The following is a 12,835-nucleotide window of genomic DNA, read 5'->3' as shown; positions in this document are numbered from 1 at the left end:
GACAGCGATTAGCGGCGTGCCGATCGCCGTCTGCAATGCGAGTTCCTGCCGATCCCGCTCCGGATCCGCAGGAAGCTTGTTCAGCGCCTCCAACCCTTTAGACAGGTCACTGATCGCTTCAAGATTGGCAGAGCGCGCGGCGGCGTTTCTGCCCGCCCGCAGCCAATAGCCCACGGCCCGCTCGGCCAGCCCGGCCTCGGTGAGATGTTGCGCAAGCGTTTCGGGCTCGGTCTCGGCGACGGTTGGAAAGTTGTCCTCGAGAACGGTGGCGATCCGCGCGTGGACCTGCTGCCGCCGGCTCTTGAGCAAACTCTCGTGGGCAACATCTTGAACCAGGGCATGCTTGAAGCTGTAACCGATCTTGGGCGGTGCGCCGCGCCGGAAGATCAGCTCCGCAGTGAGCAGCTGGGCGAGTGCATCCCCGAGCGCGTTCTCACCGAGCGACGCGACCGCGGCCAGAAGCTCGTGTGAGAACTCGCGTCCGATGCAAGCGGCCATCTGAGCCACTTCCTTGACCGGCGCCAGTCGATCGAGCCGGGCCATCAATGAGTCCTGCAGCGTCGCCGGGATTGCCAGCGCCGGTAGCGGGCCAGTCAGCTTGTAGCCGTCGCCCGCGTTCTCGAGCAGACCGGACTCGAGCACCATCTTGGTCAGCTCCTCCACGAACAAGGGCACGCCATCGGTCTTGGCCAGGATCTGCTCGAGCACCTCGTCTGGAAGCCGCTTGCCCCCGGTCACGCGCCCGACAACGGCAGCGCCCTGCCGCCGCCCTAGGCGGCTCAGCGAGAGCGTGGTGACGTGTCCGTGCCCGGTCCACGGCGGGGCGAACTCTGGCCGGAAAGTGATGACGGCGAGCACCCGCAGGCGCTGCACCCGGTCGACAACCCGGCCCAGCAGCTCGAGCGTGGTTGGGTCAATCCAGTGTACGTCCTCGTAGAGCGCCAGCACTGGTTGGCGCGATGCCAAGCCCGCCATTTGATCGAGCAGCGCTTGGAATGTCATCTCCTTCTTGTGCTGCGGGCTCAAATCCAACGGCCGGTAACGCCCGCCCGTTGGGATTGCGAGCAAGTCCGCGAAGAGCGGAGCGCTCTCTTGGACGTTCTCCACCGCGAGGGCCAGCATCGTCTCGAGCTTGTCGAGCTGACGCTCCGGTGGATCCCCTCGCTGTAGTCCCGCCGCTCGCTCGAGAAGGCCGACAACCGGGTAGAGTGCGCTGTTGGTGTGGTACGGCGAGCAATACTGCCTCAGCGGCGTGCGCGGTTCGCTCCCGAGCCGCTTGCGCAGACTGTGGACAAGGCAGGACTTGCCAATGCCCGGCTCGCCGGCGAGCAGGACCACTTGCCCTTCACCTTCCTTCGCCCGCTCCCACCGGTCCAGCAGCAGCCCCAGTTCCTGGTCGCGCCCCACCAATGCGGTCGTAGCGCCGTGTCGGGCATCGAACCGGCTCTCGGCAGTTCCCTCGCCAAGGATGCTCCAAGCCCGAACCGGCTCGGCGAAGCCTTTCAGGCGCAGCGCGTCCAGATCGCGGTAGACGAACAGATCACCGAGCAGGCGGCCTGTGGCCTCGGCAACGACAACACCCCCAGGCTCCGCTACCGCCTGCAGCCGCGCAGCGAGGTTCGGGGTCTCGCCGACCACCGCCCGCTCGCGCGCCTCCTCCTCGCCGACCAGGTGACCAACGACGACCAGCCCAGTAGCGATGCCTACGCGCGCCGCGAGCCCTCCGCCGCCCGGCGCAGCGAGCGCGGCGACCGCCGCCGTGAGGCTGAGGCCGGCCCGGACTGCGCGCTCGGCCTCGTCTTCGTGCGCCCGAGGCCAGCCGAAGTAGGCGAGCACACCATCGCCGAGAAACTTGGCGATATGTCCCTCGAATCGCGTGATCTCTCCGGCCACTGTGTTCTGGTAAATTCGGATCAGCTCGCCCATCTCTTCGGGATCGAGCTGAGACGCGAGCGCCGTCGAGCCGACCAAATCGACAAACATAACCGTCAGTTGCCGCCGCTCGGCCTCAACCGAGAGCGGAGCCGCCTTCGACCCCGCTTTCTCTGGCGCCGCCTCTGGCAGCAAGACTGTCGTCGGCGGGCCAGCAAGGGCTTGGATCGCCTTGAGCACGATCTTTCGCGGCCCGAGCGGAACTCCTAGCTCCCGCAGGTCGGCTTCGGTCAACTCTGGCAGGACCTCAGTCGTGACCTCCGCATCCTGGAAGGCCTGCGTGTAGCGCTCCAGCCCGAGACCACGAAGCCATTCCGCGATATTCACGCAAAGTCTCCTCGCGCGGCGTCAGGCAACACGTACGGCCAGCCTTAGTTGAAGGTATGTAACCTCAGCTTCAGCGAACCATCCGCCTGACGCTCGAACACGTGGGTGGCGATGCCGGAAAGGTTCGCAGGCTTGCCATCCTTGTCCTTGCCTTTGGCGCTCCAGTTTGCCGTGCCATAGACGACTTTGTCATCGCCACCCGCGTCGATCATCTCAAGTTTGTGGTCAGTTACACCGCCGGTGTGTAGTCCGGCGAAAAACTTCTCGATCGCCGGCGGACCGGAGACCACCTCGTGGGATGGCGGTAACACCTTGGCGCTCGGAAGATATAAGGCGGCAACGGCCTTCGCGTCGGCCTTGTTGAACGCCGCATCAAATGCTGCGTAAGCTGCCGAGACATCGCTCTTGGGGTCACCGGCAAAAGACCCCACCGACGTGACTGAGAGCAGACAAAGAGCGAATGCCGCTGCGTGTATCAAACGCATGGAAATCCTCCCTTTTTGATTTGAAGAAGTAACACCTGGGTGGCGTACCGGGTTCCCAGTTGAGCTCACGCTTTACGGAGGATGCTCTGCAAGGTCACGGGCGATCTTTCGATCTGGAGTCCGTTTGCAAAGCGGCGGCCTTCGGCGAGTGGAAATGTTACTCAACCCACCTCGGTATTTATCGGGTTCGATGTCGCCTTCGGGCCAAAACCGGCGGTCAACGTAACCATCGTACAACGTCCGGCTCCCGCAGACAGCCGATGCCGATATGGCGGCGGCTGCGTTGCCCTGCCCTTTTCAGTGAAGTTACAGCAAGGCGTCACATATGATACGATGGCAGCAACTGATGATTTGCCCGCGCAGGGATCAGGCGCGCTATCTTTCCTGTACCTCCCCTTGGGTCCACCTACCGCCGGAAAAAAAGGCGGCACACCCCTCTGCGTGAGGTCTACTAAGAGGGACATCGGCGCGTAGGAATCGGCCCCCCTGCTTTTCCTGTACCTCCCCTTGGGTCCACCCACCGCCAAAAAAAGGTGGCGCACCCCTCGCCCTCCGGTTCGGGTAAGGCACAACAGCAGATGCAGCTGGTATCCGCGCAATTGAAGTCCGGCTGACTCGATCACCTAGCGGGATGGTTGCCCTCCAACGTGTCTACGCGTCTCTATCGCGGCGGGATGTTCTGTGCGCCGTGGAATAGATTTCCTGGATCGAATTTGGCCTTGATCTCGGCGAGCCGCTCGTAGAGTCGATTACCATAGGCGTCGCGCACGCGGGCGTCGCCCTCGTCCTCAGTCATGAAATTGATGTAAGCGGCGCCGGTCGAATACGGATGGATAGCCGCCCAGTATTCGCGCGCCCATTCGATATGACGGCGATCCTCCTGCGGATTTTCCCAAGCCGCCTGCACGTTCAACACGTATTGGGCCGTCCGAAAGCCGACTGCGTTGAGCCCGCGATCGAGTTGGGCGGGAGCGCCGCCCATGTGCATGAAGAGAGCGGCGGAATGCGGAGAGGTAATACGTTCGGCGTGCTCGACCATCGCATCGATCAAGGGCTCGTTCATATCGGCGAAAAAATCCGACTTCCAGTAATAACGACGGCCGAACGGCTGGCCAGAATCGAGCATGGTCTGATGCGCAACGAACGGCTTCACGGTGATCGTATCCGCAGCCGGCGTACCAAAGCTCTTGAGCCCACGCATCGCATCCTGTCCGGCGATGGGATCGCCGGTCCAGCACGCGGCAATCGCCGCGATTGGCGTTCCGTGCAGCGCCTCGGGCATGAACGGCGCAGACGGGGCGATGCGCAAGATGAGCAAGCAGCACAGTTCGTCCGGCGCCGTGGTGGCGATCCGACAAAATTGGTGCGCAACGTCGCGCGCTTGTGCCATCGGGTACACTACCATCCCGCATAGAGCCTGCGGTCCGTGTGGATGTGCCCGGAACTCGAAGGACGTGACCGCGCCAAAATTGCCGCCGCCACCCCCCAACGCCCAGAACAGATCAGCGTTCTCGGTCTTGCTGGCGTGCCGACGCTCGCCGTCCGCGGTTACGATGTCGACCGAGACGAGGTTGTCTGCGGCGTAGCAGCATTTGCGCGACGTCCAGCCGAAGCCGCCGCCCAGAGTGAACCCGGCAACCCCGGTATTCGACACGATGCCGCCCGGGACAACCAGCCCGAGGGGCTGCGCTTCGTGATCGACGTCGCCCCAGGTGGTGCCAGCCTCGGCCCGAACCATCCGGCGGTCAGGGTCGACGCGCACGCCGCGCCGCAGGCTCATGTCGATCATCAGCCCGCGGTCGCAGAGCGCGGTGCCTGCGATGTTGTGCCCGCCGCCTCGAATCGATAGCGGCAGTCCGTTCTCGCGGGCGAAATTCACACAGGCGACAACGTCCGACGCGCCGCTTACCCGAGCGATGAGCGCGGGCTCTTTGATAATCATGCCGTTCCAGATCGAGCGCGCTTCGCGATATCCGGCATCGGCGGGCTGCAGGAGGGCGCCACGAAGCGCTTTACGAAGGTCCGCGACTGCCGCTTGACTCAATCTGTACTCGGGCTGTTGGGCGAGAGCATGGGCCATGGCAACTCTCCAATTTTCCACGCGATTGCGGGGGGGGGGCACCTTGAGTCTTAGTTTCTCATGCTCCTCGTCATTCTATCCAGTCCAAAATCTGTACTCATCGGACCGGCTGGCGTATCTCAAACCGGCCGCAGAAAAGTGGCGTGCTGCTCGGATCAAGTAAGGTCGTCGGCAGCCCTCTTGGGCCATCCCTGATCTCGGCAAATCCGCTCGGTCCAAGTCAGCGCTCGAAGCGTTGTCGGAGATCGCGGGAACCGTCGAGTCGATGGCGCCGGAATCGACGGCCGTCTTCACCGGGAGATCCCCCATCCATACTCGCGTCATAGTTCGTAGGTCGGTCGCTACATAGAGGGCCAACCTCAAATCCGAGATCAGTAGGACACAGGTCGACATCCTCGCCATCGCTGACCGATTCGGACCCGCCCGGGTCGCGGGCGACCGTTCGATTATTGATGTGATCCGGACTGTGACGAGTGTGAAAGCCATTGCAGCTGGCCTTACGGAAAAAGGTATTGCGACTGCACGCGGCTAGCGCATGGACCGAGACGCAGGTTGCACGCGTGCTTCAGCGGCTGTGATATCGGCGTGCAGGGACCCCGTACCTCCCCTTGGGTCCCACCTACCTCCGAAAAAAGGAGGGCGCCCCCCTCCTGCACCAGCACGATCCGTGCTGGCGCGCCGAAATTTGGCATTGAGCCGGACAGGAAGGTAACGGTTCTCCGATAACGGCGGGCGCACAAATTTTTACCACTACGTCACCCCCTTTTTGGCGCCACCTCCCGGGCCATGCTGGCTTGAGCGTGGCGTACGGCCACGAGCATTTGGCGAGTGTGTAGGAAAGCAAATCGCCTGAGCACGGGAGCGCTACCTACGATGACCTAGTGGCCTAGCCATGCGCAGGAGCCACCTTCTCCCCTTGCGGGAAAGTCAATGGCGGAAATAACCTAACGCTATCAAAGCGGAAGCTCTCCAGTGTCTAGCGGGTGTAAAAAGTCGAAAATCCGCTGACACTGACGGGAGATGGCCCAACTGGCTTCACTGCGGAGGGTTCGAGCACCTATTCGATTTTTTTGGAGACTTTGACGGTGCCGCCGACCAGAATTTCCCTTATGCCGGTTGGCGCGTCGGTCCAATATGATTTCGCGGTGGCGACGTTTGTATCGACGCTGGGGCCCTGTGGGACGTCCGTTAGCGCTTCGTAGTTGCCCGCGTGCGCGCTCAGAGTGTCCTCAACCTCGACTTCGTAGATGCTTGCGCCCTTTGCGAATCGGTCGCGAAACGCTCTCGCGCTCGCGAGGTCCTCGGTGCAGAAAACGCAGTTCAGCCGGCTTGGCGCATCGGGAGCCGTTAGCTGTCTTGCTACTTCGAGCGCGACTTCCCAGCCTACAATCTTGGCATCGTTGACATCTCCGTAGCCACGAAAACCTTCCCCTTTGCCAAATTGTCGGGTTCGCTTGCCCCAATTCCCCGGCGCGATGCTGTCGCCGGGTTTCCAGTGCCCACTACCGACGTGATAAAGCCTTCTCATTATGCCCCCTTTGAAATGTGCCCAGCCGGTGATGCGGAAGTCGCTGCGGATCAACGCAGCGGTTTGCGACGACGAAGCCACGAATCGTCCGGCCGCTCACGCGGTCGAATCGGGGCAGTCGGCTGCGGTGCCAAGGTGTAGCGTCCGTCGCTGCCGGTGATCTCAGCCAGTCGGGTTTTGAACAGCTCCACGTCGCCGAAGTAGTTGGGATACGCGGCTTTAAGATTCTCGATGTCGTCAACTTCGACGAGGACGGTGTTAAAGCCGTTGCTGCTCGATGTTGAATCCGGGCTTTCCGCCCTGTCGTAGGATTCGACTGCGACCATCGGCCCCCACTGACCTCTCACGCTCACGAGGTTTTGGGCGCGGTTGTACTGAATCAGAAAATAGTCGGGCTTGTTGTTCGGGTCGAAAACGTAGCTGTCAGTCGTTTGCCGCGCTGGACCGTCTTGATCTTCAGCCAGGCTTCGTTGCGGTCGGAACGGTACGGAGCGTCCGCCTTCTTGGAAACAATGCCTTTGTAGTTCAGCTTGGCGGCATGCTCGAACAGCTCCTGCCCGTCCCCGTCAAGGTGCTCGCTGTAGAGGATGGCGGTTCGAGCATGTCGATCAGTTCTTTCAGGCGCTCTTTCAGTTCAAGCTGAGGTTTTCCCCGAAGGTCTTCGCCGTTGTGGAAGAGGATGTCGAAAGCATAGAACAGCATCCTGTCCTGACGGCCCTTGGCGAGGTCCGCCTGCAGCTCCGAGAAATTCGTCCGTCCCTCATGGACGACGACCACCTCGCCGTCGAAAATGCTCTGGCTCTTGAGCCTGAAGGCGCCGGCGATGGCTGAGAATCGCTTTGTCCAGTCATGCCCATTGCGCGTGAAGATTCTGACAGTCCTGCGGTCGACATGCACCTGGACTCGGTAGCCGTCGTACTTGATTTCGTGGATCCAGTCCCCCGATGGCGCTTTCACCTTCAGCGCAGCCAGCTGGGGTTTGATGAATCCCGGCATCTCCGCTTTTGCGGCACGCACGCGGGACCTGACACGCTTAACCATACGCAACTCAAAACCAACAAATGACAATGCCTGCCAGTATAATCGGGATTATTTGGCAATCCCATGCTGGACGAAGAGTTTAACAAACAACGGTCGGAATTGATCCGCGAGCTGGCTGACAAGGCCGACCCGTTTATCAAGCGGCGGCTGCTCGACCTCGCGTCGCGCTACGAAAAGCACCGGACAAGGCCGATACCGATACCGCCCGTGGCCGTGAGCTGGCCTGATCAACGTCCTCGGAAGGACGGCGGCGAAGCAGGCTAATACTGCGGCCGCTTGAGCAGCTCCGGCAGACGCGAAATGGCCTTGGCGATCCGCCGCGCTTCATCACGGGTCAGATAGCTGTCGGCGTACTGGTAACCGCGGCGGTGCAGATCCTCCCGGTGAATGACCCCGCAGATGTAGAAGCCATTTGCGTCCTTCACACGAAACCCGTCCCGGTCTTCCTCCATGACCCATGGCGCCGGAAACCGCCGCAGGTTGTCCATCACACCCTGCGATGCGCGGGCGTTCCATTGATCCGCTTGCCTGAACCGTAGGTCTTTCCCAGGTTCGCCTCCCCTTTCATGCGATCACGCTCCGCGACCAGGCTGTCGACCTTGGCTTGCATTCGTACAAGCAGGGCTTGGGCTGACGCCGTTCTGATGCCGGCTCGCTGCAGGCTTAGGATCTCCTTCTGCTGACGGCTGATCTGCCGCCGCATGTGCTCAATCTCGGAACGGATGTATTCAAGTGGGGGCATGGTTCAGCCTTAGAAAAGCAGATAAAAGCAAAAAAGAACAAAATGAGAACAATGAGTCAAGCCGCTTTGAGGTGGCGCCATTGCTCAGAGAGGCGGCTAAGGCGGAATTCGGCTTAGCGAATGGGAAGCCCCTGCCCTCGCCAGGCTGGACGGGTCAAGGCCGCGAAGCGCCCACAGAGCTTGGCCTTGAGGCGGCTGGGATGGCGTGGACGTCGAAAGGCTGAAGCGAAAGCGCAAGCGGGCAAATATGCAGCCGCAAGAGCATCAGCATAACGCCGCGAAGCGGGATGCGGGACCGACTGCGGCGACGAGACCGGTTAAGAAGGCACCCGGCGCACGCATCAGTGCTAGCGGTGCCGCAGGCAGATGCTTGACCGAGTGCCTCCGGCGAGGAGTGCGTTATGCCTTGTGTGAGGGATTGTGACCCGAAGGGCGGAGATGGCGTGGCGGCTCCGGGCAACGCCTAAAGCCCGGCCGAAGGCACGCCCGCTCTTTCATCAAAAGCCAACACAGAAGCCTTGGCTACTTGACCTCCGCGGAATCTGTGGAAGGCAAGGGAGCCTGGCCAATACGCCAGCCCACCGGATCGAACATGACCCGGCGACGCCGATATTTCTCGAACTGCAGCATCGGCTTTTGATCATTGAAGTAGTTGCCTACCTGAGTCTTGAATGCGTCAGCATCGCTCCACAGGCCGACAGTCACGTATGATCGAAAGTTGCCCAGGGAATCCGGATCCAAATGCCATGTGGTATCGGGAAATTCCTTGACGGGAAGCGAGTCACTGAGGAATTCCGCAATGAGGCCGGTACGATCGCCAATGGTGTTGTTACCCTTGCAGTGGTCGAGAAAGGACTGTACGTTTTTGTCGTCGGGCCTGATGCGCCAATGAATGAGAACTGCGATCATGCTGGCTTTCCAAGATAGGCGTGGTTGGTGAGGGGCAATCGGGCCAGGTTCGGCTTTTAGCAAGCTGTGCTCTTCCTTACCAGACAAGTGACTTAGGGCCGCGCTGGTCTCGGGCGATCAGCGACGAAGAAATGCGAATGGCCCTCCTGGAGGAAGGCCTGTTCGCAATGCTGATCGTCTTTGGAGGGCGTCAGTCCTTGTCATCCTGGACTTTCGGTTCACGAAGAACGATCTTCCCCGAGACCGCCAGTCCTGCCGCGATCACGATGTTGAAGCCCTTGCCATCATCGTTCGGCCACGCGGCCCCCACGCGGATCCACGTTGATTTCCGACCATCGCCGCTGACAACGAATGCATCGTGTGACGGCAGCTTGCTCTCGGCCATCGGTTTTCCTTTTCAAACGAGAGGGTGTTTCCAGCGAGACGTTGTGTACAGATGCTGACGCAACGGTATCCTGCAAAATGAACTCTACGCCGGACGCATCATCTGGAACCGCCAAACCTTCATTAAAGACCCGGAGACCGGCAAACGCATCAGCCGCGAAAATCCACGCGATCAATGGATGTCTGTGGAAGCCGAGCACCTGCGCATAATCGATGCAGATACCTGGGCGAAGGTCCGCGCGAGGCGCGAAGAGCGCGGCGGTCCCAAAGGATCGTACGCCACCCGGCCCAAGAACTTGCTGTCCGGCCTGATCAAATGCGGATGCTGCGGGTCCGGCTATGTTGTCGGCGGCAACGACAAGCGCGGGCCGCTCCTGCTCTGCACCCGCATGAAGGAGACCGGCCTGTGCGATAACCGGCGCACGATCGCACGCGAGGCGAAGCGCTGGTCTTGAAAGGCATCGAGGAGCAATTGGCGGCGCCCGAGCTGGTCGCCGAGTACGTCCGCGAGTATCACCGGATGTCGCGCGAGCTTCACGGCTCGACCGCCCACCGGCGCCGCGATCTCGAAAAGCGACTGGGCAACGTCAACGCCTCGATCTCAAAGGCGGTGGACGCCTTGCTCGGCGAAGCGCCCAGCGTGCCTTGCGTGACCGGTTGGCGGCTTTGGAAGCGGAGCGCGACGAGATCGAGGCCGCGATTGCCGAGGTCGTCCCGCCAACGGTCGAATTCCACCCGAACGCAGGCAACGCCTACCGCGACAAGATCAGGAACTTGAAGCAGGCTCTCGCGGAGTCGGATGCGGACAGCCGTCTGGCTGCCCACGAGGCTATTCGAGAGATTGTCGAGAAAGTCGTCGTTCACCCACAGGGCCGGTACAAACCTGTGCGGATCGACATTTACGGCCAACTCGCCGCCCTGCTCAGGATTTCCGAGAGGGCGGCCGAACCCCTAGAGTCTAGGGGAGCGTTGATTGCGGGGATAGGATTTGAACCTATGACCTTCAGGTTATGAGGGTGATCTTTAGCGGCCTATCTCATTGTTCTAGCTGGTCTTGTTGTAGCCATGTGCCGCTGATGTGCCATCGGCAATCACCCCGCTGGCGCGGCTAGCATTCCCCCAAGCTCGGGTACGCCTGTAGGCCAAGCGGTCATGCCATGGGCTCAACTTTGGTTTCCCCGCAAAACGGGCCCATTATGGGTGGCCCCCGCCAATGCGATATTCGAATTACAGAGTAGATGCGAAAGCAAAGCTGCACAACCCGCCTACTCGGCGAAGCTGTTGGCCGGGAGTTGGTGACCGGCGACCCGCCGGTGCGCGGTGGTGGCGACATGCCCCGGCGCATCGGGGTCATCTCTGCCGGTGTCGGTGTCGCGGATCACCGGCGCGGGATAGTCCGAGAAGACGCTGGACATCGGCTGCAAGTTGCCGACGTAGCGATTGACTGCACGGAAGGGTCGCGACGAGGACGCTAACACCCAAAAGCATCCTCAGCTCGTTTAATCCGGAACGACCACTCGTTTGCTGACCACCGTGAAGGTGTCTGTCGCCCTCAGCAGCGTCGGAAGGCCCTCGACGCGGAATCTGCTGCCGTCTTCCGAGACCCATATGATCCTTGCCCGCTCGCCTTCCGGCCATTCAATGATGTCGTCAGGCGCCAGCTTGGGTAGACTTTTGTCGAAACGGTTTTCTGTGTAGCCGTAGCTCTCCTCGCCCCGTTTGGGCGGAGAGGGAGCCTACTTGCAGCTGGAGTTTTCATTCACATCTATCGAACGTTTTTGTTTGGCTTCAGAAGGCATTTGTGACCGCCACCCATTCCCCCACCAAACCCGGCGCGCTCAGGTCTCCGTCGCTGCGCGCCCCGCTCGATTTGCTCTTCCTCTTCTGCTGCGTCCTGTTGACCGCCGACGTGCTCGGTCCCGAAATATTCGGTCACGGCAAGACCAAGGATTATGCGCTTTGGTACTGGGCGGGCGAGCAGGTACTTCAGGGTGGGGCGCTCTATCCTGACGTCACACAGATGTTTGCCTATATCTACCCGCCGCTGCCGGCGATCCTGCTCGCGATCCCGAGCTGGTTCGGCAAGATCCCACTCTATGTCGTGCTGTCGATCCTGAACGCGGTAGCGTGGTGGTACACAGGAATTCTCTCGAATGCCATGACCGGCTCCGGACACACGCCCGGTCGCTGGCTGGAGGCGCTGCCCGCCTTCGTCACCATCACCTTCGTGTTCGACATGTTCGACCTCGGCCAGCCGAACCTGCTTCTGCTGGCGATGATGCTCTACGGCTTCTGGAGCCTCCAGCACCAGCGGTCCTGGCTCGCCGGCTTCATGTTCGCGCTCGCCACCGCCATCAAGGTTTTTCCGGTTGCGGTGCTGCCTTATCTGGTTTGGCGCCGGCAGTGGGCGGCCGTCGTGAGCACGATCGCCTGCATCGGCCTTCTGCTCTTCGTAGTGCCGGCGCCGATCCGCGGCTTCGACCACAACGTCAATGAGCTCAAGACCTGGTACCAGGCCATGGTCGGCTCGAGCTCGGAAAAGGGCTTTGGCAAGCGCGACGAGCAGAACTGGTCGTGGGTCAACCAATCCATCATCGCGGTGACGCACCGCCTGGTGCGGCCGGTCAACTGGAATCAGGACGATCCAAGCAAGCCGCCGCGCACGATGAATGTGATCGACGTCGAATACCAAACTGCGAACTGGATCGTGCTCGCGGTGTCGGCGGCGCTCGGGTTCGGCTTCCTCGCTGTGATGCCTGCGCAGCGGCGGCGAACCGAACGGTCGGACGCCGAGGAGCTCGGCATCCTGTTCTGCCTGATGACGGTGGCCTCGCCCCTGGCGCGACAATATTACTTCATGTGGCTGTTCTTCCCGATAACGGTGCTGATGCATCGCGCCGCCTTCGACGAGCGCTTCCGCGTGCGGCTGGGAACCTGGATCGCGCTGGCGGCAGCTGGCATCCTCATGCTGCTGTCGCTGCCGCCGTTTCCCCTGGTTTTGCAGGCCTGGGGTAACAACCTCGCCGCTACCGCCGTTCTTGCGGGCGCGCTGGTCTGGCACATCAGGCATCCGCCAGATGCGTCTGACTCGAAAGCTGCGGCGGAGCTAAAAGCAGCAGCGCCGAGAACCATAGCAAGTCACGAGATAAACACATCGGCTCGTCGAGCACGTTGAAGACGACTACATCGCCCTGGTGGACACCAATGAACTGCCGGTCCATCTCGCGCTCACGCTAGTTAATAATCATCGTCCTCGTAGTATGGATATGGAGGTGACGGGCGCCTGGCATACGGTGGCGGAGACACAGCGTAGGGCTGCGACCGTACGATCCGACCGTTTGGACCAGCAGGCCGCGAAGCCGCGCCAGTTGCAATTACCGCTCGACAGCCCGGAGAGAGCCGGGGTG

15 protein-coding genes are annotated in these 12,835 nt (G+C 61.3%); 4 read left to right on the top strand and 11 right to left on the bottom strand.

Annotation, left to right across the window (positions count from 1 at the left end; all coding sequences use genetic code 11):
* The 6 genes from SO140_RS39205 to SO140_RS39180 all read right to left on the bottom strand — a co-directional run.
* Window positions 1-2,259, bottom strand: a 2,259-nt coding sequence (locus SO140_RS39205) for an adenylate/guanylate cyclase domain-containing protein (RefSeq protein ID WP_498543887.1), incomplete at its 3' end; no start/stop codon positions are given.
* A gap of 44 nt (window positions 2,260-2,303) precedes the next feature.
* Window positions 2,304-2,744 carry a YybH family protein gene (locus tag SO140_RS39200; RefSeq protein ID WP_474801604.1) on the bottom strand — a complete coding sequence of 147 codons (441 nt, stop codon included), beginning with the start codon at window positions 2,742-2,744 and terminating at the stop codon, window positions 2,304-2,306.
* A 661-nt stretch (window positions 2,745-3,405) separates the two neighbouring features.
* Window positions 3,406-4,824 carry an FAD-binding oxidoreductase gene (locus tag SO140_RS39195; RefSeq protein ID WP_474801602.1) on the bottom strand — a complete coding sequence of 473 codons (1,419 nt, stop codon included), beginning with the start codon at window positions 4,822-4,824 and terminating at the stop codon, window positions 3,406-3,408.
* Window positions 4,825-5,881: 1,057 nt separating this feature from the next.
* Window positions 5,882-6,406, bottom strand: a complete 525-nt coding sequence (locus SO140_RS39190; protein ID WP_498541888.1) for a DUF2441 domain-containing protein — start codon at window positions 6,404-6,406, stop codon at window positions 5,882-5,884.
* Window positions 6,403-6,678, bottom strand: coding sequence for a hypothetical protein (locus SO140_RS39185; RefSeq protein WP_498543886.1), 276 nt, complete (start codon window positions 6,676-6,678; stop codon window positions 6,403-6,405). The genes SO140_RS39190 and SO140_RS39185 overlap by 4 nt, the downstream gene beginning before the upstream one ends.
* Before the next feature lie 199 nt (window positions 6,679-6,877).
* Window positions 6,878-7,393 carry an ATP-dependent DNA ligase gene (locus SO140_RS39180; protein ID WP_498543885.1) on the bottom strand — a complete coding sequence of 172 codons (516 nt, stop codon included), beginning with the start codon at window positions 7,391-7,393 and terminating at the stop codon, window positions 6,878-6,880.
* 63 nt (window positions 7,394-7,456) lie between these two features.
* Between SO140_RS39180 and SO140_RS39175 the strand changes: the two genes are divergently transcribed.
* Entirely contained in the window at window positions 7,457-7,657 is a 201-nt protein-coding gene (locus SO140_RS39175; protein ID WP_498541840.1) for a hypothetical protein, read from the top strand.
* Here SO140_RS39175 and SO140_RS39170 read toward each other — a convergent pair.
* The 4 genes from SO140_RS39170 to SO140_RS39155 all read right to left on the bottom strand — a co-directional run bounded on the left by SO140_RS39170 (window position 7,654) and on the right by SO140_RS39155 (window position 9,429).
* Entirely contained in the window at window positions 7,654-7,881 is a 228-nt protein-coding gene (locus SO140_RS39170) for a hypothetical protein (RefSeq protein ID WP_474801568.1), read from the bottom strand. The genes SO140_RS39175 and SO140_RS39170 overlap by 4 nt on opposite strands.
* A complete protein-coding gene (locus tag SO140_RS39165; RefSeq protein ID WP_498543884.1) occupies window positions 7,881-8,096 on the bottom strand; it encodes a hypothetical protein in 216 nt (71 codons plus the stop codon). Before SO140_RS39165 ends, SO140_RS39170 begins: the two co-directional genes overlap by 1 nt.
* A gap of 561 nt (window positions 8,097-8,657) precedes the next feature.
* A complete protein-coding gene (locus SO140_RS39160) occupies window positions 8,658-9,044 on the bottom strand; it encodes a hypothetical protein (RefSeq protein WP_498543883.1) in 387 nt (128 codons plus the stop codon).
* A gap of 190 nt (window positions 9,045-9,234) precedes the next feature.
* Window positions 9,235-9,429: a hypothetical protein gene (locus SO140_RS39155; protein ID WP_474801564.1), complete on the bottom strand. Its 195-nt coding sequence runs from the start codon at window positions 9,427-9,429 to the stop codon at window positions 9,235-9,237.
* 67 nt (window positions 9,430-9,496) lie between these two features.
* On the opposite strand from SO140_RS39155, the gene SO140_RS39150 reads away from it, so the two are divergent.
* Together SO140_RS39150 and SO140_RS39145 are read left to right on the top strand one after the other, a co-directional pair.
* Complete coding sequence (locus SO140_RS39150; RefSeq protein ID WP_474801640.1) at window positions 9,497-9,883, top strand: recombinase family protein; 387 nt, start codon at window positions 9,497-9,499, stop codon at window positions 9,881-9,883.
* 190 nt (window positions 9,884-10,073) lie between these two features.
* Window positions 10,074-10,442, top strand: coding sequence for a hypothetical protein (locus SO140_RS39145; protein WP_474801562.1), 369 nt, complete (start codon window positions 10,074-10,076; stop codon window positions 10,440-10,442).
* Between the two features lie 251 nt (window positions 10,443-10,693).
* On the opposite strand, the gene SO140_RS39140 is transcribed toward SO140_RS39145, so the two are convergent.
* Window positions 10,694-10,906 carry a hypothetical protein gene (locus SO140_RS39140; RefSeq protein WP_474801560.1) on the bottom strand — a complete coding sequence of 71 codons (213 nt, stop codon included), beginning with the start codon at window positions 10,904-10,906 and terminating at the stop codon, window positions 10,694-10,696.
* Window positions 10,907-11,229: 323 nt separating this feature from the next.
* Here SO140_RS39140 and SO140_RS39135 point away from each other — a divergent pair, with 323 nt between their 5' ends.
* A complete protein-coding gene (locus tag SO140_RS39135; RefSeq protein WP_498543882.1) occupies window positions 11,230-12,603 on the top strand; it encodes a glycosyltransferase family 87 protein in 1,374 nt (457 codons plus the stop codon).
* The last annotated feature ends 232 nt before the right edge of the window (window positions 12,604-12,835 follow it).

This window comes from Bradyrhizobium sp. UFLA05-108 (genome assembly GCF_059803455.1).
The sequence above is the reverse complement of the archived record's forward strand: the minus strand, read 5'-3'. Positions and strand labels throughout refer to the sequence as shown.